The sequence below is a fragment of the Amycolatopsis sp. WAC 01416 genome, assembly GCF_003947485.1.
Lineage (GTDB): Bacteria > Actinomycetota > Actinomycetes > Mycobacteriales > Pseudonocardiaceae > Amycolatopsis.
On record NZ_QHHX01000002.1, the window covers coordinates 805,885 to 831,148 of the forward strand.

General features: G+C 68.0%; 25 protein-coding genes. 8 read left to right on the forward strand and 17 right to left on the reverse strand.

The window, feature by feature from the left end:
• Nucleotides 1-37 precede the first annotated feature (37 nt).
• Nucleotides 38-490 carry a gamma-glutamylcyclotransferase gene (locus tag DL990_RS08235; RefSeq protein ID WP_199746257.1) on the reverse strand — a complete coding sequence of 151 codons (453 nt, stop codon included), beginning with the start codon at nucleotides 488-490 and terminating at the stop codon, nucleotides 38-40.
• Nucleotides 491-617: 127 nt separating this feature from the next.
• On the opposite strand from DL990_RS08235, the gene DL990_RS08240 reads away from it, so the two are divergent.
• The 4 genes from DL990_RS08240 to DL990_RS08255 all read left to right on the forward strand — a co-directional run bounded on the left by DL990_RS08240 (nucleotide 618) and on the right by DL990_RS08255 (nucleotide 3,910).
• A complete protein-coding gene (locus tag DL990_RS08240; protein ID WP_125788993.1) occupies nucleotides 618-2,021 on the forward strand; it encodes an NAD(P)H-quinone dehydrogenase in 1,404 nt (467 codons plus the stop codon).
• 79 nt (nucleotides 2,022-2,100) lie between these two features.
• Nucleotides 2,101-2,562 (forward strand): hypothetical protein, encoded by a 462-nt coding sequence (locus DL990_RS08245; protein ID WP_370451270.1) that lies wholly within the window; start codon nucleotides 2,101-2,103, stop codon nucleotides 2,560-2,562.
• 152 nt (nucleotides 2,563-2,714) lie between these two features.
• Nucleotides 2,715-3,389: a class F sortase gene (locus DL990_RS08250; RefSeq protein WP_125798291.1), complete on the forward strand. Its 675-nt coding sequence runs from the start codon at nucleotides 2,715-2,717 to the stop codon at nucleotides 3,387-3,389.
• 5 nt (nucleotides 3,390-3,394) lie between these two features.
• Entirely contained in the window at nucleotides 3,395-3,910 is a 516-nt protein-coding gene (locus DL990_RS08255) for a hypothetical protein (protein WP_125798292.1), read from the forward strand.
• A gap of 304 nt (nucleotides 3,911-4,214) precedes the next feature.
• On the opposite strand, the gene glpK is transcribed toward DL990_RS08255, so the two are convergent.
• Complete coding sequence (gene glpK, locus DL990_RS08260) at nucleotides 4,215-5,729, reverse strand: glycerol kinase GlpK (protein WP_125788996.1); 1,515 nt, start codon at nucleotides 5,727-5,729, stop codon at nucleotides 4,215-4,217.
• 13 nt (nucleotides 5,730-5,742) lie between these two features.
• Entirely contained in the window at nucleotides 5,743-6,498 is a 756-nt protein-coding gene (locus DL990_RS08265; protein ID WP_199746258.1) for an MIP/aquaporin family protein, read from the reverse strand.
• 234 nt (nucleotides 6,499-6,732) lie between these two features.
• Here DL990_RS08265 and DL990_RS08270 point away from each other — a divergent pair, with 234 nt between their 5' ends.
• Nucleotides 6,733-8,472 (forward strand): glycerol-3-phosphate dehydrogenase/oxidase, encoded by a 1,740-nt coding sequence (locus DL990_RS08270; protein WP_199746259.1) that lies wholly within the window; start codon nucleotides 6,733-6,735, stop codon nucleotides 8,470-8,472.
• Between the two features lie 97 nt (nucleotides 8,473-8,569).
• Nucleotides 8,570-10,033, forward strand: coding sequence for an aldehyde dehydrogenase family protein (locus DL990_RS08275; RefSeq protein ID WP_125788998.1), 1,464 nt, complete (start codon nucleotides 8,570-8,572; stop codon nucleotides 10,031-10,033).
• Nucleotides 10,034-10,181: 148 nt separating this feature from the next.
• Here the strand turns inward: DL990_RS08275 and DL990_RS08280 are convergent, their stop codons facing one another.
• From DL990_RS08280 to DL990_RS08300, 5 genes are all read right to left on the reverse strand, one after another.
• Nucleotides 10,182-10,712: a GNAT family N-acetyltransferase gene (locus DL990_RS08280; protein WP_125788999.1), complete on the reverse strand. Its 531-nt coding sequence runs from the start codon at nucleotides 10,710-10,712 to the stop codon at nucleotides 10,182-10,184.
• A gap of 21 nt (nucleotides 10,713-10,733) precedes the next feature.
• Entirely contained in the window at nucleotides 10,734-11,108 is a 375-nt protein-coding gene (locus tag DL990_RS08285) for a DUF1707 domain-containing protein (protein ID WP_125789098.1), read from the reverse strand.
• A 41-nt stretch (nucleotides 11,109-11,149) separates the two neighbouring features.
• Nucleotides 11,150-11,608, reverse strand: coding sequence for a DUF1707 domain-containing protein (locus DL990_RS08290; protein ID WP_125798293.1), 459 nt, complete (start codon nucleotides 11,606-11,608; stop codon nucleotides 11,150-11,152).
• Between the two features lie 46 nt (nucleotides 11,609-11,654).
• Nucleotides 11,655-13,445, reverse strand: coding sequence for an acetyl/propionyl/methylcrotonyl-CoA carboxylase subunit alpha (locus DL990_RS08295; protein WP_125789001.1), 1,791 nt, complete (start codon nucleotides 13,443-13,445; stop codon nucleotides 11,655-11,657).
• Between the two features lie 150 nt (nucleotides 13,446-13,595).
• Nucleotides 13,596-13,880, reverse strand: coding sequence for an SAV_915 family protein (locus DL990_RS08300; protein ID WP_125789002.1), 285 nt, complete (start codon nucleotides 13,878-13,880; stop codon nucleotides 13,596-13,598).
• Nucleotides 13,881-13,963: 83 nt separating this feature from the next.
• Here DL990_RS08300 and DL990_RS08305 point away from each other — a divergent pair, with 83 nt between their 5' ends.
• Nucleotides 13,964-14,647 carry a hypothetical protein gene (locus tag DL990_RS08305; RefSeq protein WP_125798479.1) on the forward strand — a complete coding sequence of 228 codons (684 nt, stop codon included), beginning with the start codon at nucleotides 13,964-13,966 and terminating at the stop codon, nucleotides 14,645-14,647.
• A 423-nt stretch (nucleotides 14,648-15,070) separates the two neighbouring features.
• Here DL990_RS08305 and DL990_RS08310 read toward each other — a convergent pair whose 3' ends face one another.
• Together DL990_RS08310 and DL990_RS08315 are read right to left on the reverse strand one after the other, a co-directional pair.
• Entirely contained in the window at nucleotides 15,071-16,435 is a 1,365-nt protein-coding gene (locus tag DL990_RS08310; RefSeq protein ID WP_125789003.1) for a dicarboxylate/amino acid:cation symporter, read from the reverse strand.
• 100 nt (nucleotides 16,436-16,535) lie between these two features.
• Entirely contained in the window at nucleotides 16,536-17,162 is a 627-nt protein-coding gene (locus DL990_RS08315; protein WP_125798294.1) for a nucleoside triphosphate pyrophosphatase, read from the reverse strand.
• 167 nt (nucleotides 17,163-17,329) lie between these two features.
• Between DL990_RS08315 and DL990_RS08320 the strand changes: the two genes are divergently transcribed.
• Entirely contained in the window at nucleotides 17,330-19,135 is a 1,806-nt protein-coding gene (locus DL990_RS08320; RefSeq protein ID WP_125798295.1) for a glycoside hydrolase family 3 protein, read from the forward strand.
• Nucleotides 19,136-19,260: 125 nt separating this feature from the next.
• Here the strand turns inward: DL990_RS08320 and DL990_RS08325 are convergent, their stop codons facing one another.
• The 7 genes from DL990_RS08325 to DL990_RS08355 form a co-directional block, all read right to left on the reverse strand.
• Nucleotides 19,261-20,874, reverse strand: coding sequence for a DHA2 family efflux MFS transporter permease subunit (locus tag DL990_RS08325; RefSeq protein ID WP_125798296.1), 1,614 nt, complete (start codon nucleotides 20,872-20,874; stop codon nucleotides 19,261-19,263).
• Nucleotides 20,855-21,481: a PadR family transcriptional regulator gene (locus DL990_RS08330; RefSeq protein ID WP_125789007.1), complete on the reverse strand. Its 627-nt coding sequence runs from the start codon at nucleotides 21,479-21,481 to the stop codon at nucleotides 20,855-20,857. The genes DL990_RS08325 and DL990_RS08330 overlap by 20 nt, the downstream gene beginning before the upstream one ends.
• 171 nt (nucleotides 21,482-21,652) lie before the next feature.
• The gene (locus tag DL990_RS08335; RefSeq protein ID WP_125789008.1) at nucleotides 21,653-21,973 is read right to left on the reverse strand and encodes a hypothetical protein; all 321 of its coding nucleotides are present in this window, start codon (nucleotides 21,971-21,973) and stop codon (nucleotides 21,653-21,655) included.
• Nucleotides 21,970-22,176 carry a DUF397 domain-containing protein gene (locus tag DL990_RS08340; protein WP_125789009.1) on the reverse strand — a complete coding sequence of 69 codons (207 nt, stop codon included), beginning with the start codon at nucleotides 22,174-22,176 and terminating at the stop codon, nucleotides 21,970-21,972. The genes DL990_RS08335 and DL990_RS08340 overlap by 4 nt, the downstream gene beginning before the upstream one ends.
• Nucleotides 22,177-22,373: 197 nt before the next feature.
• Nucleotides 22,374-23,207, reverse strand: a complete 834-nt coding sequence (locus DL990_RS08345; RefSeq protein WP_125798297.1) for a helix-turn-helix transcriptional regulator — start codon at nucleotides 23,205-23,207, stop codon at nucleotides 22,374-22,376.
• An 85-nt stretch (nucleotides 23,208-23,292) separates the two neighbouring features.
• Entirely contained in the window at nucleotides 23,293-23,511 is a 219-nt protein-coding gene (locus DL990_RS08350) for an acyl-CoA carboxylase subunit epsilon (protein WP_125789011.1), read from the reverse strand.
• Nucleotides 23,508-25,145, reverse strand: coding sequence for an acyl-CoA carboxylase subunit beta (locus tag DL990_RS08355; protein WP_125789012.1), 1,638 nt, complete (start codon nucleotides 25,143-25,145; stop codon nucleotides 23,508-23,510). The genes DL990_RS08350 and DL990_RS08355 overlap by 4 nt, the downstream gene beginning before the upstream one ends.
• Nucleotides 25,146-25,264 lie beyond the last annotated feature (119 nt).

Consider the following 25,264-nt stretch of genomic DNA (forward strand, 5'->3'; position numbering starts at 1 on the left):
GGCGCGATTCGCGTGATTGGGGGCGTAACTCGCGGGATCAGCCGGAGATGCCCTGGCAGGGGCGGGTGCGGAGTGCGTCGACGTAGTCGGCGGGGGCGCCCGCGGCTTCGGCGGCGTCGGCCAGCACGCCGAGGTAGCGCGCCGAAGGGAGGCCGCCCTCGTAGCCGTCCAGGACGTACAACCAGGCCAGGACGGACCCTTCCATGGTCTGCACGCGCAGCCGGATCTTGTTGTGGATGCCCAGCTCGCCGCCTTCCCAGCGGTCGAGGCCGTCCTCGTCCAGCGACGTGACGTCGTACAGCACCACGAAGACCCGGGAGCCAGGGTCTTCGACGATGGTCGCCAGCGCGCCTTCCCAGCCGATGTCCTCGCCGCCGAAGGTCAGTCTCCAGCCCTCCAGCCAGCCGGTGCCGGCCATGGGCGAGTGCGGAGCGCGCTCCAGCATCTGGGCGGGCTCCATATTGGATCCATACGCGGCATACAACGGCACGGCCACAGCCTAGCGACCCGGCGGTCACCCGGCTGGACGCACATGCCGTGTCCGGCCACTCAATCCGCCCAGCGGTCGCCCGCGTACGGTAAACGCAGTCACAGACACCGCAGCGAGGAGGAGACCAGTGACCAAGATCGTGATCATGGGCGGAGGCCCCGCCGGTTACGAAGCGGCACTGGTCGCGGCCCAGCACGGAGCCGACGTCACCATCGTCGAACGCGACGGTCTCGGCGGCGCGTGCGTGCTCTACGACTGCGTCCCGTCGAAGACGTTCATCGCCTCCTCCGGCGCCCTCGCGAACATGCACGACCTCCGCGAGCTCGGCATCAACACCGACATGGCCGACACCAGCGTCGACCTGCCGACCGTCCACGGCCGGGTGAAGGGCCTCGCGCTCGCGCAGTCCGCCGACATCCGCGCCCGCGTCCAGCGCGAGGGCGTCCGCGTCGTCATCGGCCAGGCCCGCTTCGACGACGACGAGGCCGGGCTCGCCACGCACAAGGTCGCCGTCACCGCCCCCGACGGCTCGACGCAAGTGCTCGACGCCGACGTCGTCCTCATCTCGACCGGCGCCACCCCGCGTGTGCTGCCCGGCGCGGTGCCGGACGGCGAACGCATCCTCGACTGGCGTCAGCTCTACGACCTGCGCGAGCTGCCCGAGCACCTGGCCGTCATCGGTTCGGGTGTCACCGGCGCCGAATTCGCCTCGGCCTACACCGAGATGGGTGTCAAGGTCACCGTCGTGTCCAGCCGCGACCGCGTGCTCCCGCACGAGGACGCCGACGCCGCCGCCGTGCTCGAAGAGGTCTTCTCGCAGCGCGGCACCACGGTCGTCAAGCAGGCCCGCGCCGACAAGGTCGTGCGCACCGAAAAGGGCGTCGAGATCCACCTCTCCGACGGCCGCGTGATCGAAGCCAGCCACGCGCTGATGACCGTCGGTTCGGTGCCCAACACCACCGACATCGGCCTGGAGAAGGTCGGCATCGAGCCCGGCCCCGGCGGCTTCATCGGCGTCGACCGTGTTTCCCGCACCAGCGCGCCCGGGATCTACGCCGCCGGCGACTGCACCGGGGTGCTCATGCTCGCTTCCGTGGCCAGCATGCAGGGCCGCATCGCGATGTGGCACGCGCTCGGCGAGGGTGTCGCGCCGATCAAGCTCAAGACCGTCGCCGCGAACGTGTTCACCCATCCCGAGATCGCGACCGTCGGCATCAGCCAGCAGGCGATCGACTCGGGTGAGGTGCCCGCCCGCACCATCATGCTCCCGCTCGCGACGAACGCCCGCGCGAAGATGGAAGGCTTGCGACGCGGTTTCGTGAAGTTGTTCTGCCGCCCCGCCACCGGCGTGGTCGTCGGTGGGGTGGTCGTGGCGCCGACGGCGAGCGAACTCATCCTTCCCATCGCGCTCGCCGTCCAGAACCAGCTCACAGTGGAACACCTGGCACTGACATTTTCGGTGTACCCGTCGCTGTCGGGGTCGATCACCGAGGCGGGCCGCCAGCTCATGCGCCACGACGACTTGGACTGATCTCCGCCGTCGAAGCAACCCTCGCGGGGATGTCCGCGTCTAGCGCGTGTCGGTGTTTCGTTGACAGCTAGGGGTTTTCGTGGTTCGCAGGGTTCTCGCCGGGATGGTGGCGATCGGTGCGGCGGTGCTGGCGGGTTCGTCGGCCGGTTTCGCTCAGCAACCCGAGGCGGATCCCGGTGTCAGGGTGCAGCTCAACGACGACACCGCCTACGAACTCGGGCTCGTCAACAAGTACGTGCACGGCGACTCCAACGTGGCGCTGGCCCAATGCCCCGGCGACGGTCTGAAGGCGCCGAAGTCGACGACGTTCGCTTCGCCGGTGCTGAGCATCGGGAAGTATGACTACGGCCCGCTCATCGGGGTCCCGGCGAACATCAGTGCCGAGGTCACCCTCAAGGAGGGCACCGTCCCCGGCAGCTACCCGCTGACCGTCAACTGCAATGGAAAGTCTTATACGGCAACGTTTTCGGTTCCTTCCAGGCAGGTCGGCGCGGTGCCCGCCGGTGCCGCCCAGGCCGGCGACGGCAGCATGGCGTCCTGATCCTCCTCATCGCGATGATTTCGTGACCTTGGCGGGCAACCGTCCGGCCGCGCCCGGCGTCTGGCAGTCGTGGGGGTGAACGACGAGCCGGTCCTGTTCTGGGGGCCGGGACCGGTTCCGTCGCTCCCGCGCCGGTTCCGTGAGGGGTGAACATGAAGTCGACGTGGTGGCGAGGACGACGTGCGCCGTTGGTGCTCGCTGTCGTCCTGCTGGCCGTCCTGGCGACGCTGGCGATCGTCCTGTCCGGGCCGGGGGAGACCGGACAGGCCGCTCCGCCGCAGGTCACAGCGCAGGCCGAGACCTCGACGCAGCCGAGTGCGGCGCCGGAGACCGGGCCGGAGCCCGCGGGCGGGGCCGTCGCCGAGGGGCTGCCCAAGGTCGATCCGCTCTCGATCGACGTGCCGAAGATCGAGGCGAAGTCCAGCCTGGTCCCGCTGGGGCTCAACGCGGACAACACCGTCGAAGTCCCGCCGATCACCCAGCCGATGCAGGCGGGCTGGTACGTGCACGGGCCGACCCCGGGGGAGGTCGGGCCTTCGGTGATCCTCGGGCACGTGGACGGGAACAAGCAGAAGGGCATCTTCTTCCGGCTGAAGGAGCTGGCGCCCGGCGACAAGGTCTCGATCGCCCGGAAGGACGGCAAGACGGCCGAGTTCGCGGTCACGAAGGTCGAGCGGGTGGCGAAGGACAAGTTCCCCACCGACGCGGTCTACGGCGACACCACCGAGCCGGAGCTGAGGCTCATCACCTGCGGCGGGGTCTTCGACAAGGCGTCGCACAACTATCTCGACAACATCATCGTTTTCGCCCGGTTGATCGCGAGGTGAGTTCCATGATCAGGTCCGCCTTGGTGGTGGCGTGCGGCGTGGCCTTGGCCGCCCCTGCCGTCGCGTACGCGCAGGACGACGTCCCGCCGACCACGACCTTCACCCCGCCGCCCACGCAGTACCCGTTCGTCGCCGTCTCACCGTCGAAATCGACGGCGGGGGAGGACGTCCTGGTCTCGGTCGGCTGCGCGAAGGACGACTTCGGCGAGGTGAAGTCGATGGTGCTGGACCGGATCGGGACCTTCGAGGTGACCTCGGAGGATCCGGTGATCCTCGGCACGGTCGCGCATATCAGCGACAAGGCGAAGCCGGGTTTCTACGCGGTCAAGGCGACCTGCAAGACGACGACGGTGACGATCAACGTCGAAGTCGCGCCGGTCAAGACCCCGACCCCGACGCTGCCCCCGTCTCCGTCGGCCAAGCCGACGAAGGTGACGCCGCCGAATGCGGTGCCCGCGGCCGGGCGGCGGCAGGTTTCGAGGATTCCGGTGGGGGCGCCGCAGACCGGTGGCGGGGCGTGAGTTGAGAGGTAAGGAAAACGTGTCGTGTCTCGGGGCGAGACGGCGGGCTGGGTGACGCGACACCGCGTGTTGAGACTCCGCACTCCCGAGTTACTTCCCCAAGCACGCGAGTCACGCCTTGCCGAAGTACATGAAGGCCCCCTTCCTTGCGTCTAGCGCAAGGAAGGGGGCCTTCATGTACTTCGCGACTGGCCGCCGAGGTCGCAGCCGTCTCGCTGTCACCAGGGATCACATCTGACGGTAGCGAAAGCCTCCTTCACTACCAGGAGAACGCGTACGCAGGAGCGACACTGGCCCCTCGGGATCAGCCCTCGTCGTCGACCCAGTCGAAGGTCTTCGTGACGGCCTTCTTCCAGTTGCGGTACTCGGATTCGCGGCGTGCCTCGTCCATCGACGGGTCCCACTGCTTGTCCTGCGCCCAGTTGTTGCGGATGTCGTCTTCGCTCTCCCAGAAGCCCACCGCGAGACCGGCCGCGTAGGCGGCGCCGAGCGCGGTGGTCTCGTTGACCACCGGACGGATCACCGGCACGCCGAGGATGTCGGCCTGGAACTGCATGAGCAGTTCGTTGACGACCATGCCGCCGTCGACCTTCAGCGACTTCAGCGGGACACCGGAGTCGGCGTTCATCGCGTCGATGACCTCGCGCGACTGGAACGCGGTCGCCTCCAGGACCGCCCGGGAAATGTGGCCCTTGTTGACGAACCGGGTGAGGCCGACGATCGCGCCGCGGGCGTCGGAGCGCCAGTACGGCGCGAAGAGGCCCGAGAACGCCGGCACGAAGTACGCGCCACCGTTGTCCTCGACGGTGCGGGCGTGCTGCTCGACTTCGGCCGCGGAGCCGATCAGGCCGAGGTTGTCGCGCAGCCACTGCACGAGCGAACCGGTGACCGCGATCGATCCTTCGAGCGCGTACACCGTGTCGTTCGAGCCGATCTTGTAGCAGACCGTGGTGAGCAATCCGTTGTCCGACATGACCTTCTCGGTGCCCGTGTTGAGCAGCATGAAGTTGCCGGTGCCGTAGGTGTTCTTCGCTTCACCCGGCGAAAGGCAGGCCTGCCCGAAGGTCGCCGCCTGCTGGTCGCCGAGGATGCCCGAGATCGGGACCCCGGCCAGCGCGCCCTTCTCGCGGACCTTGCCGTAGGTCTCCGAGGACGACCGGATCTCCGGCAGCATCGACAGCGGGACCGTCATCTCTTCGGCGATCCCGGCGTCCCATGCCAGCGTGTCGAGGTCCATCAGCATGGTCCGCGACGCGTTGGTCGGGTCGGTGACGTGCACGCCGCCGTCGACCCCGCCGGTCATGTTCCACAGCACCCAGGTGTCCATGTTGCCGAAGATGAGGTCACCGGCCTCGGCCTTCGCGCGGGCGCCCTCGACGTTGTCGAGGATCCACTTGATCTTCGGCCCGGAGAAGTAGGTCGCCAGCGGCAGGCCCACCTTCGCGCGGTAGCGCTCCTGTCCGCCGCCCAGCGCCCCCAGGTCGCTGACGATCTTGTCCGTGCGGGTGTCCTGCCAGACGATCGCGTTGTACACCGGTTTGCCGGTGGTGCGGTCCCAGACCAGCGTGGTCTCGCGCTGGTTGGTGATACCGACCGCGACGATGTCGCCCGCGACCAGGTCACCCTTGGCCAGCGCGCCCGCGGCGACGGCCCGCGTGTTCTCCCAGATCTCTTCGGCGTTGTGCTCGACCCAGCCCGCCTTCGGGAAGATCTGCTCGTGTTCCCGCTGGTCGACGGCGACCACCCGCCCGGAGTGGTCGAAGATCATGCAGCGAGTCGACGTGGTGCCCTGGTCGATCGCGGCTACGTACGAAGTCATCGAAGCTCCAGTCTCAGGTCAGGTTGTGGACGGCGAGGAAGAGGAGGGCGGCCAGCGCACCGCCGACCAGCGGGCCGGCGACCGGGATCCAGGAGTAACCCCAGTTCGGGTTGGCCTTGTTCTTGATCGGCAGCAGGAACGCGTACGCGATACGGGGGCCGAGGTCTCGGGCCGGGTTGATGGCGTAACCGGTCGGGCCACCGAGGGACTGGCCGATGACCAGCACGACGAACGCTACACCCGCGTAGCCGAGCGCGGAGTTGCCGAAGTTCGGCGTGCCGCCTTCGCCCGTGGCGTTGGCGTAGACCGGGCTGAGCAGGATCCACGCGACCAGCACGAAGGTGCCGATGATCTCGGTGACGAGGTTCCACGCCTTGTTCGGGATCTGCGGCGCGGTCGAGAAGATGCCGAGCGTCTCGTCGCGTTGCGGATGGTCGTCGAACTGGAGTTTGTAGGCGGCCCAGCAGAGCACGGCGCCGAGGATCGCGCCGACCATCTGCCCGGCGAAGTAGATCGGGACGTCCGCCCACTTCGTCTTGTCCGCGATGGCGAGACCCAGTGTCACCGCGGGGTTGAGGTGCGCGCCGCTGGGCGCGGCGATGCTGGCACCGGCGAAGACCGCGAACGCCCACCCGAAGGTGATCATCACGACGCCACCGTTGTGGCCGTTGTTCTTGCGCAACACGTGGTTGGCGACCACGCCGTTACCCAACAGGATCAGGACCGCCGTTCCCAGCAGCTCCCAGACGAAGATGGCTCCCACACTCACCGCTTGACCTCCACTTTGGACATTCCGCGCAGGGTCGAACACGGTGTGCTACGGCGCCCTTGCCGACCCACGTCCGTGGCACGTTACCGTCGCGTATTTGTTCCTTCCAGGCATCGTGGGAACCAATCTTTCCAAGATCGACGAGGGTTACGCCACACGTGTCACCCGCATAACGGACCGGTCGCGGCCGATCGTGCGATGCTGGAGCCACAGCGGCACAAGGAGGAATGTCACGTGGCAAGCTCTCAGCGCGAAGCCGAAAACAGCCCCGCCAGGCTGGGACCGCTCAAGCGGGAAGAGTCTTGGCAGCGACTGGGTGAGGACAAGTTCGACCTCGTCGTCATCGGCGGCGGAGTGGTCGGGGCGGGCACGGCGCTCGACGCCGCCACACGCGGCCTGCGGGTCGCCCTCGTCGAAGCGCGCGACCTCGCTTCGGGGACGTCGAGCCGGTCCAGCAAGCTCTTCCACGGCGGGCTCCGGTACCTCGAACAGCTGGAATTCGGTCTGGTGCGGGAAGCCCTGCGCGAACGCGAACTGATGCTGACGACGATCGCCCCCCATCTGGTGAAGCCGGTCAGCTTCCTGTATCCGCTGACCCACCGGATCTGGGAGCGTCCGTACACCGCGGCCGGCCTGCTGATGTACGACACGATGGGCGGCGCGCGGTCGGTCCCCGGCCAGAAACACCTGAGCCGCGCGGGCGCGCTGCGGATGGTCCCGGCGCTGAAGCGGTCCGCGTTGATCGGCGGGATCCGTTACTACGACGCGCAATCCGACGACGCGCGGCACACGATGACCGTCGCCCGCACCGCCGCGCACTACGGCGCCGTGGTGCGCACCTCCACCCAGGTGGTCGGTTTCCTTCGCGAGGCCGACCGTATTTCCGGTGTCCGCGTGCGCGACGTCGAGGACGGCCGCGAGACCGAGATCCACGCCTCCGCGGTGGTCAACTGCACCGGCGTCTGGACCGACGAACTGCAGCGCCTTTCCGGCGGCCGCGGCCGGTTCCGCGTGCGGGCGAGCAAGGGTGTGCACATCGTCGTCCCGCGCGACCGGATCGTCTCGGAATCGGGCATGATCCTGCGCACCGAGAAGTCCGTGCTGTTCGTGATCCCGTGGCGCAACCACTGGATCGTCGGGACCACCGACACCGACTGGAACCTCGATCTCGCGCATCCCGCCGCGACGAAGCACGACATCGACTACCTCCTCGAACACGTCAACACCGTGCTCGCGACCCCGCTGACGCACGACGACATCGAAGGCGTCTACGCGGGACTCCGGCCTTTGCTGGCAGGGGAAAGCGAAGAGACGTCGAAGCTTTCGCGTGAACACGCGGTCGCCCGGGTCGCCCCGGGACTGGTCGCGATCGCGGGCGGGAAGTACACGACGTACCGGGTGATGGCGGCCGACGCCGTCGACGCCGCGGCCGTCGACCTTCCCGGCAGGCCGCAGTCGTCCATCACGGACAAGGTGCCGCTGCTGGGCGCCGACGGGTACCACGCGCTGGTGAACCAGGCCGACCATCTGGCGAGCGAGCACGGGCTGCACCCGTACCGCGTCCGGCATCTGCTCGACCGGTACGGCTCGATGGTGCACGAGGTCCTCGCGCTCGGCGAAGGACGGCCGGAGCTGTTGAAGCCGCTGGAGCATGCTCCGGACTACCTCGGCGTCGAGGTCGTCTACGCGGCCAGCCACGAGGGCGCGCTTCACCTGGAAGACGTGCTCGCGCGCCGGACGCGGATCTCGATCGAGTACGCGCACCGCGGTGTCGACTGCGCGGCGCAGGTCGCCACGTTGGTGGGCGAGGTCCTCGGCTGGTCGAAGGACGAGGAGAAGCGCGAGGTCGAGGTGTACAAGGCGCGGGTCGACGCGGAACGGAAGTCGCAGTCGCAGCCGAGCGACGAGGCCGCCGACGCGTTGCGTTCGGCCGCGCCGGAAGCGCGGTCCGGGATCATCGAACCGGTGAGTTGACCCCTGCTGCCGAGTCGTATGCCACGCGCGCAGGGATCGTTGCCTGATCAGGTGAATCTGGCATAGCGTCGGCCGTCCCGATACGGAAGGCGGCCTTGTGGTGTTTCTCGACTCGTCGACGTGGACGGACCGGATCTTCGCCGGGGGTTCCTGGGTGCCAGGGTCCGGTGGCGTCCGTGACGTCATGGAGCCCGCGACCGGTGCGGTGCTGGGAAGCGTGGGGATCGCCTCGGCCGAGGACGCCGCGAAAGCGGCCGAGACCGCGGCCGAGGCGCAGCGGGCCTGGGCCGCGACACCGCACGTCCAGCGTGCCGCCGTCCTGCGCAAAGCCGCTCGGCTGTGGTCCGAGTACGCCGACGAGATCCGCTGGTGGAACATCCGCGAGGTCGGCGCGGTGCCGGGAGTCGCGGGCTTTTCGCTGCACGTCGCCGAGCAGGAGTGCTACGAGGCGGCGGCCCTGCCCGGCCGTCCGTACGGCGAACTCCTGCCGAGTGAGGAGCCGCGGCTTTCGATGGCGCGCCGCGTCCCGGCCGGGGTCGTCGCGGTGATCTCGCCGTTCAACATGCCGATCATCCTGGGCATCCGTTCGGTCGCCCCGGCGCTCGCGCTGGGAAACGCGGTCATCCTCAAGCCGGATCCGCGCACCGCCGTCACCGGTGGCGTGGTCCTCGCCCGGATCTTCGAGGAAGCCGGTCTGCCGCCGGGCGTGCTGCAGATGCTGCCGGGCGGCGCGGACGTCGGCGAGACGCTGGTGACGCATCCGGCGGTGCGGGTCATCTCGTTCACCGGGTCGACCGGAGCCGGGCGCAAGGTCGGCGAACTCGCCGGAAAGCACCTGAAGCGGGCACATCTGGAACTGGGCGGGAACTCGGCGCTCATCGTGCTCGACGACGCGGACGTCGACGAAGCCGCCGGTGTCGCCGCGTTCGGCTCCTTCTTCCACCAGGGCCAGATCTGCATGACCACCGGGCGGCACCTCGTGCACGAGCGGCTCTACGACGACTTCGTCGAGCGGCTGGCGGCGAAGGCGGCCGCGTTGCGGGTGGGCGACCCGGCGCTGGACGAGGTCGCGCTCGGGCCGATCATCGACGCCGGACAGCGGGACAAGATCCACGAGCTGGTCACGTCCAGTGTCGCGGCGGGGGCGCGGGTCGCCGCCGGCGCCGAATACGACCGGCTGTTCTACTCCGCGACGGTGCTCGCCGACGTGCCGCCGACGGCGCCCGCGGTCGCCGAAGAGATCTTCGGCCCGGTCGCGCCGGTCGTGCGGTTCTCCGACGCCGAGGAGGCCATCCGCCTCGCCACGGCGAGCGAATACGGGCTCTCGCTGGGGATCGTCACTCGCGATGTCCTCAAAGGACTGGAGCTGGCCGACCGCGTCCCGACCGGGATCGTGCACATCAACGACCAGACCGTCAGCGATGAGGCGAACAGCCCCTTCGGTGGCGTCGCCGCTTCGGGCACCGGGAGCCGTTTCGGCGGCGCTGCGGCGAACATCGAGGCCTTCACCGAGACACGCTGGGTCACCGTCCGCAACCCGCCGCCCACCTACCCCTTCTGACCCCCTCGCAATTCGTCACCTACTTGCTGACCGCCCGCAATTCGTCACCTACTTGCGCCCGATCGAGGTCCGGCGCCGGTAAGCGCCCACGCAAGTAGGTGACGGATTGCGGGTGATGTCGCAAGTAGGTGACGAATTGCGGGAAGGGTCAGGCGGTGCGGCGCCAGCGGATGAGGCGTTCCCCGGTCGGGGCCGGTTCCAGTTCGGGCCCGACCAGGGTGAACCCGCATTTGCGGGCGACCAAGGCGGAAACCTCGTTCGTCTCCTCGTAGCGGTAACTGACCTCGCGCAGGCCGAGCCCGCCGAAACCGAAGCGCAGGGCCGCGTTGAGCGCGGTGCTCGCGACGCCCTTGCCCCTGGACGCCGCACGCACCCAGACCGACGCCTCCGCGTACGCGGCGTCGAAATCGAGATCCCGCAGGCCGACCTCGCCCAGCAACTCGCCGGTCGTCGGCTCGGCCACCGCCCAGGAACAGCGTTCGTCACCGGCCCACTGGGCCGTGCGCAACGCGACGTACTCGGTCGCCTCGTCCAGATCCCGCAAACGGTAGTTCAGGACGTACTTGCGATGCGTCGGGTCGGCGAAGGCCGCGACCAGCGCCGGACGGTCGTCGAGTGCCTTGTCCGCCCGCAGCTGCCGCAGGTAGTACTCGCCTGCGTTGATCTCCACCGGTTCCACCCTTCGAGGGTAACCGGCCCTTCAGCGACGGCGGCTCATGATCAGCGCGACCGCCAGCGGCAGCAGGAAGACCAGGAACGTCCCCCGGGTGAAGAAGAACAGCGCGATCGCGACCGCCGCCGCGATCGGCACGGCGCTGGCCGTCAGCCATTTCGACGGCGGAGCGTCGTTCTTCGCGGACGCCTGCGCCACACCGGGCATCGGCGGCAGGGGGAGCAGCGCGCCGGGCCGGGGCGAGGGCAGGTCCGTGAACAGCGGTTCGAGATCACTCACCATCCGCGCGGCGCTGACCTTCGCCGACCGCGAACCGAACTCGTCGAGGTCGAGTCTGCCGGTGCGGACATGTTCTTCCAGCGCTTCGAGCGCGTCTTGGCGTTCGGCGTCGCTCAGCCGCATGTCCGGTCTCTCGGCACTCACGACCCGAGTCTACGGGCGGATCAGCCGTCCAGTTCCCGCCGACGTTGTTTCCCGAGCTTCTTGTGCGCGTTGTCCCAGCCCTTGCCCCAGATGCCTTCGCCGACGGCGCTGATCCCGATCGGGACGAGGATGAACCACCAGGTGACACCGGTGGTGACGATGAGCGCGATGGAGGCGATGAACAGGATCGGCAGGAGCGCGCCCATGATCCGTTGCATCGGCGGGATGTCCGCCCACGCCGGTTTCTCCGGTTCGCTCACGGCGACCTTGGGCGCGTCGAGAAGCGGATGTGGTTCGGGCAGGTCCGCGAAGATCCCGGACAGTTCGCCGCGGGTCTTGGCTGCGGTGACCTGTGCGGACCGCTCGCCGAACTCGTCGATGTCGATCCGGCCCACGCTCATGTGCTCGCCGAGCGCGGTCAGCGCGGACTCACGATCCTGATCACTGATCCGCAGCCGCGGAGACGGAACCTCGCTCACCTTTTCGATGGTAGGCCGAGCGAGGCCCCGTCAACCACGACAATCGTCAGTCTTTCAGCTCGAACAGCTGGGTTCCCTGGGTGACCGCCGCGCCGACCTCGACCGAAAGACCGGTCACGGTGCCCGCTTTGTGCGCGGTGACCGGGTTCTCCATCTTCATCGCTTCGAGCACGACGACCAGCTCGCCCGCTTCGACCTGCTGGCCCTCTTCGACGGCGACCTTGACGATGGTGCCCTGCATCGGCGCGGTGACCGCGTCGCCGCTCACCGCGGCCTTGGTGCCGCCCGCGCGCTTGCGCGGCTTGGCCTTCACGGCCGTCCCGCCGCCACCGGCGTCGAGCGAGAAACCGCCGGGAAGCGACACTTCGAGACGGCGGCCGCCGACCTCGACGACGACGTTCTGGCGAGGCTGCTCTTCCTCGGCCTCGGCCGCTTCCGGTGCCACGAAGGGCTCGATCCGGTTGTCGAACTCGGTCTCGATCCAGCGGGTGTGCACGCTGAAACCGTTCTCGTCGCCGACGAAGGCCGGGTCGTTCACGATCACCCGGTGGAACGGCAGGACCGTCGCCATCCCGTCGGCGACCATCTCGGCCAGCGCGCGGCGGCTGCGCTCGAGCGCGTTCTGCCGGTCCGAGCCGGTGACGATCAGCTTCGCGAGCATCGAGTCGAACTGGCCGCCGATGACGCTGCCGGATTCGACACCCGAGTCGACCCGGACTCCGGGACCGCTGGGCGCGACGAACTTCGTCACGGTGCCGGGCGCGGGCAGGAACCCGCGGCCGGCGTCCTCGCCGTTGATGCGGAATTCGATCGAGTGGCCGCGCGGTTCCGGATCCTCGGTGATGCGCAGCTTCTCGCCGCGCGCGATGCGGAACATCTCGCGCACGAGGTCGAGGCCCGTGGTCTCCTCGGACACCGGGTGTTCGACCTGGAGCCGCGTGTTGACCTCGAGGAACGAGATCGTGCCGTCGACCGCGACGAGGTACTCGACGGTCCCGGCGCCGTAGTAACCGGCTTCCTTGCAGATCGCCTTCGCGGACTCGTGGATGCGCTTGCGCTGGTCGTCGGTCAGATACGGCGCGGGTGCCTCTTCGACCAGCTTCTGGTGGCGGCGCTGCAACGAGCAGTCCCGGGTGCCGACGACGATGGCGTTGCCGTGCTGGTCGGCGAGGACCTGGGCTTCGACATGGCGCGGCTTGTCCAGGTAGCGCTCGACGAAGCATTCGCCGCGGCCGAAGGCGGAGATCGCCTCACGCGTCGCGGATTCGAAGAGCTCCGGGATCTCCTCGCGGGTGCGGGCGACCTTCAGCCCGCGGCCGCCGCCGCCGAACGCCGCCTTGATCGCGACGGGCAGGCCGTGCTCGTCGGCGAAGGCGATGATCTCGTCGGCGTTCGCGACAGGGTCCTTCGTGCCGGGCACGAGCGGGGCTCCGGCGCGCAGCGCGATGTGGCGCGCGGTGACCTTGTCGCCGAGATCGCGAATGGACTGCGGGCTCGGGCCGATCCAAGTCAGCCCCGCGTCGATCACGGCCTGCGCGAAGTCCGCGTTCTCGGAGAGGAACCCGTAGCCGGGGTGGACGGAGTCCGCGCCCGACCGCTTGGCGGCGTCGAGCAGCTTGTCGAAGACGAGGTAGCTCTCGGCGGCGGTGGTGCCGCCGAGGGCGAAGGCCTCGTCGGCGAGGCGGACATGGGGTGCGTCACGATCCGGATCGGCGTAGACGGCCACGCTGGTCAGCCCGGCGTCCTTCGCCGCCCTGATCACCCGTACCGCGATTTCCCCGCGGTTCGCGATCAGGATCTTGGTCACCGGACCACCTGTGCCGGCCTGCTCGGTCACGCCGTACCTCCTGCGTTCGCACGTCGGGCCGCCCCGATGCGGCTCCGCAGCAGTTTACGGAAATTCCCACCCCGATTAGTGAGAGCAAGGCCACCTAGTTGCCCCTGTTTATATCAGCGCGACAGGTCGGTCCGGTTCTTCTATCAGGCTTTACACCAGCGCTTCGCGGTGCCGCAGTTCTTCCGGAAGGTCGGAGTCGAGCACGATCAGGTCGTACGGCTGGGCCTGGTGGACCCGCCCGAGGTGCTCGGACTTGACCAGCGCCCACGGCTGATGCGGGCCGCAGCACTCGACAAGGCGCTGCACGGTGCTGAAGGCGATCAACGCCGTCCGGCCGTCCTTGGTCGTGCGAAGTTCGATCTCGGCGCTCGTGAAGTCCTTCGGCTTTTTCGCCGTGGGAAGGAACAGGGCGTTGGGCAGTCCGGGGTTCGTCACGGGAACAACATAGCCGTGCACTCTGCGCTAGATCACTTACGCTCTCGGATATGCGGACTCAGGAAGCGCGGGCGCCGCGATCCGTGCTGTTCACCGCGCTGCTGGCGGTGGTGGTGACGGCGGGCGTGATCGTGGCCGTGATCCTGCTCCGCCCGGCCGCACCGATGCCCGCCGGAGGCTCCGGCGTGCCTCCTGTTTCCGACGGCGCCTCGACCGCGCCCAGGGTCAACTGCGGCGACTCGGCCTGCCGGGAGATCGGCGCGATGACCGTCGGCGGGCTTCCCGTCGTGCTGCTGGCCGACGACGCGGGGAAGCAGGGCGTGGTCCGGATCGGCGCGGACACGGTGTACCCGCTGATCGTCAACGACATGGGGGTCACCCTCAAGGGTGATTCTTTGCGCTGCGTCGACGGCGCGACGCCGGTCTGTCTGGTGCGCGGCGAAGTGGGCGGCGGCTCGGCGGGCGAATTGTTCGTCGCGCGCGGCGGGATCTGGCGGGACACCGGGAAGCCGTACTTCTCCGACGCCGGGACGGTCGCCCTGAACGACGTGACCGCCGACGGGATCGCGGACGTCATCGTCGTGCGGCACGAGTGCCCCGGCGCGCAATCCGGTTCGGCCCGCTGTCAGGCGGCGCCGGTGCTCGCCGAGGTCTACGACGTCGCCCGCGGTTCGGTGGGCTGCACGCGGCGGTACACCGCGCCTTCGGAGCTGCGGGGGTGGCCGGACGTCCGGCTCACCAAGGCGGACCTGCGGGCTTGCCCCTGAAAGGGAGCAAGGGACCTTTGCTATCACTTCTCTCAATGTCGAGAGAAGTGATAGCAAAGGTCCCTTGCTGGTGTTGCTGAGCTTGCCTGAGTAACTGGCTTGTGGAGCCCAGAAGTCCGTGAAGGGCCTCCTGGTCCCTCAAGGAGGCCTTTACGGACCGTCGGATCGCCTCGGTGACCCCGGCACCCCCACACGTCACAGCGGTCCCTCCGCAAAACACCCGAATCGGGCACTGTCATCCCGGAACTGTCCCCTGTGGACAGTCGAGGAGGCGCCAGGTCGCCGAGACAAGCTCGCCCCGCGGCTCCAGCACTCACTTGACCAGCGGTTTTGCGACTTGCCGGAACCCTGCGTCTAAGTACATGAAGGCCCCCTTCCTTGCGCCAGGCGCAAGGAAGGGGGCCTTCATGTACTTAAAGAACCTCAAGCGCCCGCAGCAGCAGGCGCCTTCGCAGAGGTAGTAGCCGCTTCGCCGTCGGAGGTGGGCGAAGGGTCCGTCGGCGAGTTGAGCACGTCGTCGTCCAGCAGGCCTTCGCTGCGGGCGACGACCACCGGCACGACGATCTGGCCCGCGACGTTGGTCGCGGTCCGCATCATGTCCATGATCGGGTTCACCGAGTAGATCAGCGCGATCCCGAGCGCCACCTGCTGCGCGTCGAGCCCGATGAACGCGGTGGTCAGGGTCAGCGCGGTCAGCCAGCCGGTGGTGCCCGCGGTGGCCAGCGCGCCGAGCACGGCGACCACGACGATGCCGGCGTACTGCCAGATGTTCAGCGAAACGCCGGACAGGTTCGCGATGAAGATGGCGCCGATCGCGGGGAACACCGCGGCGCAGCCGTCCATCTTCGTGGCGCTGCCCAGCGGAGTCGCGAAGGCGGCGTACGCGGGCTGGACGCCCAGGTTCACGGCGGACTGCCGGGTCAGGGGCAGCGTCGCGCCTGAAGACTGCGAAGCGAACGCGAACTGGATCGCCGTGCCGGCCTTCGAGAAGAACGTCAGCGGGCTGACCTTCGCCACGAACTGCAGCAGGATCGGGTAGACCACGAACAGCACCAGCAAGCAGCCGACGTACACCGCGAGAGTGGTGGACAACAGCGGCCGGAACAGGGCGTCACCGTAGTTCGAGACCGCGGCGCCGATCAGGCCGATGATGCCGATCGGGGCGAGCCGCACGACCCAGCCGAGGTAGCGCTGGATGATCTCGAAAACGCTCGTGGTGAAGTCGACGAACGGTTTGGCCTTGTCGCCGAGGCTGTAGGCCGCCGCACCGATCAGCACCGCGAGGAACAGCACCTGAAGTGTTTCACCCTCGGTGAAGGCGGTGAAGAAGTTCTTCGGCAGGAAGCCTTCGACGAAGGCGCTCCAGGAGCCCCAGTTGTCGACGCTCTTGGTGGCCTTGTCGGCGTTCTTCGCGGTCGCGGCGACACCTTCGCCGAGGCCGCCGCTGCCCGGGTTGAACAGCTTCGCGACGGCGATGCCGATCAGCGACGCGATGAACGAGGTGATCGCGAACCACAGCACGGTCTTGCCGCCCAGCCGCGCGGCCTTCTTGCCGCCGCCGAGGTTGCGCAGGCTGTTGATGCCGACCACGATCGCCGTGAAGACCAGCGGGATCACCGCGATCTGCAGCAGCGTTGTGAAGATCGTGCCGATCTGGTCGAGCAGGTCGGTCAGCCAGCTCGCCTCGGTCGTCCTGGCGAGCACGCCGAGCAGGGCGCCCACGACTAGCGAGCCGAGGACCGCCGCCGCGAAGACCTTTGGCCTTGTGTAGGTCCGAATGAAAGACACGGGGCGACTCCGGTGCGTGAAAGTTTCCTGATTTCCCGAACGTGAAGAACGTTCGGCGAGGCAGGACTCTTCCGGATCACCCGATCGTGTGGGAGTCGTCTCAGGATGCGGGACGGGTCCACAGGTCGATGACGCTGACGCCGACTTCGGTCAGCAAGCGTCGCGTCAGCGGCAGGCTGATGCCGATGACGCTCGAGAAATCGCCGTCGATGCCCTCGATGAACCAGCCGCCGAGCCCGTCCAAGGTGAAACCGCCCGCCACCTGAAGCGGTTCGCCGGACGCGATGTAGGCCTCGATCTCTTCTTGTGACGGCGTGCCGAAGCGAACAGTGGTGCCTTCGGTCCCGGAGGCTTCCTTCGTCCTCACGCCGTCCTCGATGCGGATGATCGCGTGGCCGGTGAGAAGTTCACCGGTCTTGCCCGCCATCGACGCCCATCGCTCGCGCGCGGCCTCCGGCGTGATCGGCTTCCCGACCATCTCGCCGTTGATCGACAGCATCGAATCGCAGCCCACGATGACCATGTCGGTGTGGCCGCCGAGTGCCTCGAAAACCGCTTCGGCCTTCGCGGCGGCGAGCGCGCGGACCAGCTCCTCCGGCGCCGGATCGGTCAGGGACGCGGCGACGGCGTCCTCGTCGACGCCGGAGACGACGACGCTCGGGTCGAAGCCGGCGGAACGCAGGACGCCGAGGCGGGCGGGGGACTGGGAAGCGAGGACGAAACGCACCTGGAGGAAGGTACTCGACGGCTTGCCGTTGCCTAATTGTGACCTGGAACACCCGAACGTGGAGCTAGTTTGTTGTGGCGCGCAACATATGGATTGTTCGAGCTACGGAGGAACCAATGCCGTCCCGCCTCCGCGTCAGAAGATCGCTTCGCACGACGCAAACCACAGTGCTCGCAGGACTGCTCCTGGCCGGTTCGGCCCTGGCGCCGATGGCGTCCGCCGCCCCCGGGCCGGTCTACAAGAATCCCCACGCTTCGACCTCCGCACGGGTGAACGACCTGCTCAAGCGGATGAGCCTCGACGACAAGATCGGCCAGATGACCCAGGCCGAACGCGGCGCGGTCACGCCCGATCAGGCCGCCGCGCTCAAACTGGGGTCCTTGCTCTCCGGCGGTGGCTCGGTGCCCGCCAGCAACACGCCGAACGGGTGGGCCGACATGGTCGACTCGTACCAGAAGGCGGCGATTTCGACGCCGCTCGGCATCCCCACGCTCTACGGCGTCGACGCCGTGCACGGCCACAACAACGTCTACGGCGCGACGATCTTCCCGCACAACATCGGCCTCGGCGCGGCCAACAATCCGCGCCTGGTCGAGAAGATCGGCCGTGCGACAGCGCTGGAAGTCGCCGGAACCGGTCCGCAGTGGGACTTTTCGCCGTGCCTGTGCGTCGCCCGTGACGATCGCTGGGGCCGGACCTACGAATCCTTCGGCGAATCCCCGCGCGACGCCATCGCCAACGCGTCGGCCATCACCGGCCTTCAAGGGCGCAGGCTCGGCGAGAAACCGGGATCGGTGCTCGCGACGGCGAAGCACTACGTCGGCGACGGCGGCACGGCGAACGGCATCGACCAGGGCGACACCGTGATCAGCGAACGCGAACTGCGCCAGATCCACCTGCCGCCGTTCCGCGAGGCGATCGACCGCGGCGTCGGTTCGGTGATGATCTCGTTCTCCAGTTTCCAAGGTGTGCGCATGCACGCCGAGAAGTACCTCATCACCGACGTCCTCAAGAAGGAACTCCGGTTCTCCGGCCTGGTGATCTCGGACTACAACGCGATCAACCAGATCGACGGCAAGGAAGGCTTCACTCCCGAAGAGGTGCGGCTCTCGGTCAACGCGGGCATCGACATGTTCATGGTCCCGTGGGACGCGCCGCAGTTCATCGCCTATCTCAAGGCCGAAGTCGAGGCGGGCCGTGTCTCACGCGACCGGATCGACGACGCGAACCGCCGCATCCTGGCGGAGAAGTTCAAGCTCGGCCTGTTCGAGCGCCCGTACACCGACCGTTCGCTCCAGAAAACGTTCGGCAGCAAGGAACATCGCGAACTGGCCCGGCAGGCCGTCCGCGAATCCCAGGTACTGCTGAAGAACGACGGTGTGCTGCCACTGGCGAAGAAGAACAACAAGATCTTCGTCGCGGGCAAGAACGCGAACGACATCGGTAACCAGGCGGGCGGCTGGACGCTCACCTGGCAAGGCCAGAGCGGCCCGGTGATCCCGGGCACGACCATCCTCGACGGCATCAAGTCGGGGGCGGGGAAGGGAACCACGGTGACCTATGACCGTGCGGGTAACGGAATCGACGGCAGCTACCGGGTCGCCGTCGCCGTGGTGGGCGAAACGCCGTACGCCGAAGGACAGGGAGACCGTCCGAACGGCTTCGGACTCGACGCGGAAGACCTCGCCACGATCGCCAAACTGAAGAGCACCGGGGTCCCGGTCGTCGTGGTGACCGTGTCCGGGCGCCCGCTCGACATCGCTCCGCAACTGCCGCGGTTCGACGGGCTTCTCGCCGCTTGGCTCCCTGGCAGCGAAGGCGCCGGCGTCGCCGATGTCCTTTACGGCGACTACAACCCGACCGGGAAGCTGACGTTCAGCTGGCCGACCAGTGCGGCGCAGGAACCGGTGAACGTCGGCGACGGCAAGAAGGCGCTGTACCCGTACGGCTACGGCCTGCGGTACCGCCGGTAGGTAGCTTCCGCCCTCCCGCGGATGAGAGGAACGGTCCTTTCCTTGCAAATTTTGCAAGGAAAGGACCGTTCATTGCATCGGTGGCGGGGCTGCTCACGCAAGTAGGTGACGAATTGCGGGGCCGGTCAGGCGGCGCTGGCGGCGGGTTCCAGGACGGGGGAGCGAGGCGCCCGCGGAGCGGGGCGGCGCATGGTGAGCGCCGCGAGCACGCCCAGCACCAGTACCGCGGCCGGGAGCAGCAGTGTCACCCGCGCCGCGTCGGTAAGTCCACTGTGGACGGCGTCGAGCGCAAGTCGTTGCGCCTGCTCGGCGACGCCGGAAGGCAGGCCGGGGAACGCCGTCGGCCCGGAAGAACCGAACTCCCCGGTCGACTCCGCGGCCTTCGCGACGCCTTCCGCGAACGGCGCCCGATACTGCTCCGGCAACGCGCTCGCGGCCGACGCCGCCTCGTCGGCGATCGAAGCGCTGATCCGCGCCTGCAGCAGCACGCCGACGGCGGCGCTGCCGAGTACGCCGCCGACCTGGCGGGCGGTGTTGAAGATGCCCGACGCGGTCCCGACGAGCCGCGGTTCGACCGAACTCATCGCCAGGTTGCCCATCGGCGCGAAGATGAACCCGATTCCGAGGCCGGCCACCAGCAGCGCCGGGGTGAGCGTCCACGCGTTCGCTCCCGCCCGCGCGATCAGCGCCACCAGGCCCAGCCCCACGGCCAGCGCCGCCAGTCCGATGATCAGCAGGAACTTGCCGTTGACCTTGTCCGAAGCGCGGCCGACGAACGGGCCGATCATGCCAGCCAGCAAGGACATCGGCGCGAACAGCAACCCGGACATCGTCGGTGATTCGCCGAGTACGGCCTGGATGTAGATCACCAGCGGCAGGAACATGCCGGTCATCGCGAAGCCGACGGTGACCGCGGTCAGCGCCCCGGCCGAGAAGTTGCGGTTCGCGAAGACACTCAGCGGCAGCAACGGTTCCTTGCGGTTGAACCGTTGCCACAGCACAAAAGCGACCAGCAGTGCGACGCCGGCGCCGATGATCTCGAATACGGTGATCGGCCCGAACACGCGGCCCCACTCGTAGTGCTGCCCATTTTGGACGCCGTAGACGACCAAGAACAAGCCTGCGCCGGACAGCAGGATCCCGGGAACGTCGAAGGAATGCGAGTGTTTCGGCTGCCAGTCCGGCACCTTGAGCAGCGCCAGCGCGAACGCGACCACGCCGACCGGCAGATTGACGAAGAAGATCCATTCCCAGCCGAGGTGGTCGACGAGCACGCCGCCGAGCAGCGGTCCGGTGATGGCCGCGATGCCGGCGACACCGCTCCAGAGTCCCATCGCGGGGCCGCGTTTCGACGGCGGGAACAGGTGGCTGATGAACGCCAGCGTCTGCGGCGTCATCAAAGCGGCCCCGAGTCCCTGCACCGCGCGGGCCGCGATCAGCATCTCCACCGAACCGGACAGGCCGCACCACAGCGAGGCCAAGGTGAACACCACGAGCCCGGTCAGGTAGACGCGTTTCGGGCCGAAGCGGTCGCCGAGGCGGCTGGCGAACAGCATCGGCACCGCGTAGGTGAGCAGATAGACGCTGATCACCCAGACGATCGCGTTCAGCCCGGCGCCGAGTTCGCGCAGCATCGCGGGAATCGCGGTCGAAACGATCGTGGTGTCCAGCAGGATCATGAAGAAACCCAGGCACAGCGCGGAAAGCGCCGCCCACGGGTTAGCTTGTCTTGCGTTCATCGGTGTCGTCCTCGGTGACCAGGTTGAGGTGCGGCGTGCAGTGACCCTGGAACCCGATGCGACCGGATTCGAGGTCCTCGATCAGCTTCTGGGTCCACTCGAGCTCGAAGGCGCGCCGCGCGGTGGCATAGGACCAGTCGAGCCAGTAGACCTCGGGGAGCTTGTGCTCCTTGACCAGGTTTTCGAGCACGACCTGATCGGAAGCGATGGCGGCCTGTAGCCGCAGCACGCGGTGTTTGAGCTGGGTGAGCGTCATTTCCGGGCCGAGTTCGTCGATGACGGCGAGCGCGCTGAGGTACTCGGGGTACTCCTCGGCGGGCGTGGCCAGCATGTCCTGCGCCCGGTCGACGAACTCGTCGCGACCGGCCTCCGTCATCGCGTACAGGGTGCGCTCGGGGCGTTTCCCGTCCCGCTGTGTCTCGACGATCTCGACGAAACCGTTCTCCGCCAGGCGGTCGACCGTGTGATAGAGCGAGCCGGCCTTCACTTTGACGCGCGTGCTGACGTAGCGCTCCTTCATCAGCTGCGCCATCTCGTACGGATGCATGGGCCGTTCGTGAAGGAGTTCCAGCACCGCCATGGCGAGCGGGGTGAGCTTCGCGGCCATGATGATCCTCTCGGAAGATTCCGTACTGATTATTCCGAGTGGACTATATGGCAGGGCGCGGCCGGGCTCAAGTACGGGGTTCGCGTGCTTGGAGGCGTGACTCGCGTGGCTGGAGGCGTAACTCGCGTGCTTGGAGGCGTAACTCGTGTGTCTGGAGGCGTAACTCGCGGGTCAGTTCAGCGGTCTCGGGCCGATTTCGCGTTCGAGGAAGCGGTGGTACTCGATGGCCGCGATCGAATTCTCCAGCTGTTCGAACGTCGGCGCGGGGAGCGCGCCGTTGAAGACGATGGTCAGGCTCTTCCGCGGGATGTTGATGACGTACGGATCGACGTCCAGCTCCGCGCAGTACTCGCGGAGGACGGCCGTCCAGCGGTCCAGGTCCTCGTCCTCACCGAGGTGTTCCCAGCGCGCGACGATCCAGTTGCCGTTGATCAGCTGGCCCGCCATCTCCCGTGGATGGTGGACCATGTACGGCTCGGCGACGTCGTTCATCGGCCAAGGTGCTCGAGGAGCGCGGCGAAGGACTCGGACGGCAGCACCAGGATGGGCCGGGTCTCGTCCGGCATCGCCCACTGTTTGGTGTCCCGGATGCCGACCAGGCCGGGCGCGGCGCCGACCTCGACGCAGGCGTTCTCTTCCCAGTGCGTGTAGGTCGACTTGTGCCAGCCGGTCATGTTCTCGTGCCAGGTGGTCATCGGAGGCCCTTTCCCCAGTGACTGTTTCGGCAAGTAGACGGGTTGCGCGGCAGCAAAGTTGGCGAGATCGGGTGATCTGTGCCCGCTGGTCGGTGAACGGCTTCGGTGATCGCGTTCGGCGCACGAAAGTGGGCCTTCACCGACAGCTGCTTTACTCACGATGCACTCTCGGAGTGCATAGCGCAAAGGGTCTTAGGTCACCGAAGTGGTTCGACCGCGAGCTGTCGGTAATCGGCCGCGATCCGCGTCAGATGCGAGCAGGCGACATCGCCATAAGTGGCGTAGCGCTCGACTTCGGCGAAGTTCTTCTCGTAGTCGGCGACTTCGCGTTCGTCCGTGACGAGCGCCGTGGCCGTCTGCGTCCCGAGGAGCACCGCGCGCGAGTCGTAGATGTCGAAACCGTGGAGCACGGCGACCGACACCGGCGTGGTCCACGGGATGACGCCGAGCCGCACCCGGCCGCGGCGGGACACCTCGATGAGGTGGCCGAGCTGAGCGAGCATGGTCGCCGCGCCGCCCATGTTCCAGCGCAGGGCGCCTTCGGTGAGCACGAAGTGGAAGTCACGGCTCGAGTCGAGGATCCGCTGGCGTTCCAGCCGGGCCTCGACGGTCTGGTCGCGTTCGTCCGACGGCAGGGAATCGTCGAACAGCGCGGTGATGTAGTCGCGGGTCTGGAGCAGGCCGAACACGATGGTCGGCTGGAAACTGCGGATGCGCGCGGACGCCGTCTCGATCTTGCCGATGCGCTGCTGCATCCGCCAGGCACCGCGCTGGAGGACGACGCGGGCCGACGACGCCTCTTCGCGAAGGTCCCGCGTGATCGCGACCAGCGCCCGCCGGACCTTCGCGGGTGCGCGGTACGCCCGGCACAGCGCGACGACCTGGTCCTCCGTCGGCATGAACGCGCCGGTTTCGACGCGCGAGACCTTCGACTGACTGAGACCGGTGAGCCTGGCCGCTTCGGTACCGGACAACCCGGCGGCTTTGCGCAGACGGCGCAACTCGGTGGACAGCTGATCCTGGTTCGTCACGCACGGCTTTCTGAGGGCGGATCCGGTCGGCAGGACTGTCACCATAGTCCGCGGAAACCGGATCCGCGCCGTCAGACGGGCCGTGTCAGCGAGGAAGCGCCGAAGCCCGCCAAGCGCCTTCACCGGGGGCGAGCGGGGCCCGCACGAGCGAAGCCTTGTCCGCCCACCACGAATCCCGTTTCGGCGCCGGTTCCGGCGCCCGCGCGCCGGCCGCCGCCGCGACCACGGCGGTCAGCGCGGCGAGTTCGGCGTCGTCCGGATTGCCGCGGACGACCTTCAGCAGCGGGGTTTCGGGCGTGCTCACAGCGGGATGTTCCCGTGCTTCTTGGGCGGCAGGCTTTCCCGCTTGCCTTGGAGCAGCGACAGCGCCTTCGCGATGTGGCCGCGGGTGTGCGCGGGCACGATCACCGAGTCGACGTAACCGCGCTCGGCCGCCGCGTACGGGTTCAGGAGCGTGTCCTCGTACTCCTGGATCAGCTCGGCGCGCAGCGCGTCGACGTCCTTGCCGTCGGCGGCGGCCGCGGCGAGTGTCTTGCGGTGCACGATGTTCGCCGCGCCCTGCGCGCCCATGACCGCGACCTGCGCCGTCGGCCACGCCAGGTTGATGTCCGCGCCGAGGTGCTTCGACCCCATGACGTCGTACGCGCCGCCGTACGCCTTGCGGGTGATGACGGTGACGAGCGGGACGGTCGCTTCGGCGTAGGCGTAGATCAGCTTCGCGCCGCGCCGGATGATGCCGTTCCACTCCTGGTCGGTGCCGGGCAGGAAGCCGGGGACGTCGACGAAGGTCAGCACCGGGATGTTGAACGCGTCGCAGGTGCGCACGAACCGCGCGGCCTTCTCGGACGCGTCGATGTCGAGGCAGCCAGCGAACTGGGTCGGCTGGTTCGCCACGATGCCGACGCTGCGCCCGTTCACCCGGCCGAAGCCGACCAGGATGTTGGGCGCGAACAGTTCGTGCACCTCGAGGAAGTCGCCGTCGTCGACGACGCGGTTGATGACCTCGTGCATGTCGTACGGCTGGTTCGGCGAATCCGGGATCAGCGTGTCGAGCTCGCGGTCGGTGTCGGTGACGTCGTCGAAGAACCCGCCGGGCGCCGAGTCGGTCTCGAACAGCGGCGCTTCGGACAGGTTGTTCGCCGGGAGGAACGCGAGCAGTTCCTTCACGTACGCGATGGCGTCCTCGTCGTCGGAACCGAGGTAGTGCGCGACGCCCGAACGGGTGTTGTGCGTGCGCCCGCCGCCGAGCTCCTCGAAGGAGACCTCTTCGCCGGTCACGGTCTTCACGACGTCGGGGCCGGTGATGAACATGTGGGAGGTCTTGTCGACCATCACCACGAAGTCGGTCAGCGCGGGGGAGTAGACGTGCCCGCCCGCGTTGGCGCCCATGATCAGCGAGATCTGCGGGATGACGCCGGACGCCTTGACGTTGCGGTTGAAGATCTCGCCGTACAGCCCGAGCGAGACGACGCCTTCCTGGATCCGCGCGCCGCCGCCTTCGTTGATGCCGACGATCGGACGGCCGGTCTTGATCGCCAGGTCCATCACCTTGACGATCTTCTCGCCGTACACCTCGCCGAGTGAACCGCCGAAGACGGTGACGTCCTGGCTGAACACGCACACCGGGCGGCCGTCGACGGTGCCGTAGCCGGTGACGACGCCGTCGCCGTAGGGCCGGTTCTTCTCCTGGCCGAAGTTCACCGAGCGGTGCTTCGCCAGCTCGTCGAGTTCGACGAACGAGCCTTCGTCCAGTAGCAGGTCGATCCGCTCGCGAGCGGTCTTCTTGCCCTTGGCGTGCTGTTTCTCCACCGCCCTCGCGGAACCCGCGTGCACCGCCTCGTCATACCGGCGGTACAGGTCGGCCAGCTTGCCGGCCGTCGTGTGGATGTCCGGTTCGTCCTCGGGCGGCGTCCCGAGCGGCTCCGTCGCACTGCTCATGAAACCGCAGCCTAGCTACTCGACGGTCACTTCGCGTGTGGCGTAGGCAACGTCTTTTGGGGCCGGGCGGTGGTCGTGAGTGGCGATTCGGGTTCTAACCCGAATCGCCACTCACGACC

What these genes read in the sequence shown, in the direction of transcription:
- DL990_RS08255 (WP_125798292.1), top strand. Translation starts at nt 3,395, where the DNA reads ATGATCAGGTCCGCCTTGGTGGTGGCGTGCGGCGTGGCCTTGGCCGCC.
- DL990_RS08325 (WP_125798296.1), bottom strand. Translation starts at nt 20,874, where the DNA reads ATGAACGCAAGACAAGCTAACCCGTGGGCGGCGCTTTCCGCGCTGTGC.
- glpK (WP_125788996.1), bottom strand. Translation starts at nt 5,729, where the DNA reads ATGACTTCGTACGTAGCCGCGATCGACCAGGGCACCACGTCGACTCGC.
- DL990_RS08250 (WP_125798291.1), top strand. Translation starts at nt 2,715, where the DNA reads ATGAAGTCGACGTGGTGGCGAGGACGACGTGCGCCGTTGGTGCTCGCT.
- DL990_RS08335 (WP_125789008.1), bottom strand. Translation starts at nt 21,973, where the DNA reads ATGAACGACGTCGCCGAGCCGTACATGGTCCACCATCCACGGGAGATG.
- DL990_RS08355 (WP_125789012.1), bottom strand. Translation starts at nt 25,145, where the DNA reads ATGAGCAGTGCGACGGAGCCGCTCGGGACGCCGCCCGAGGACGAACCG.
- DL990_RS08340 (WP_125789009.1), bottom strand. Translation starts at nt 22,176, where the DNA reads ATGACCACCTGGCACGAGAACATGACCGGCTGGCACAAGTCGACCTAC.
- DL990_RS08285 (WP_125789098.1), bottom strand. Translation starts at nt 11,108, where the DNA reads ATGCGGCTGAGCGACGCCGAACGCCAAGACGCGCTCGAAGCGCTGGAA.
- DL990_RS08330 (WP_125789007.1), bottom strand. Translation starts at nt 21,481, where the DNA reads ATGGCCGCGAAGCTCACCCCGCTCGCCATGGCGGTGCTGGAACTCCTT.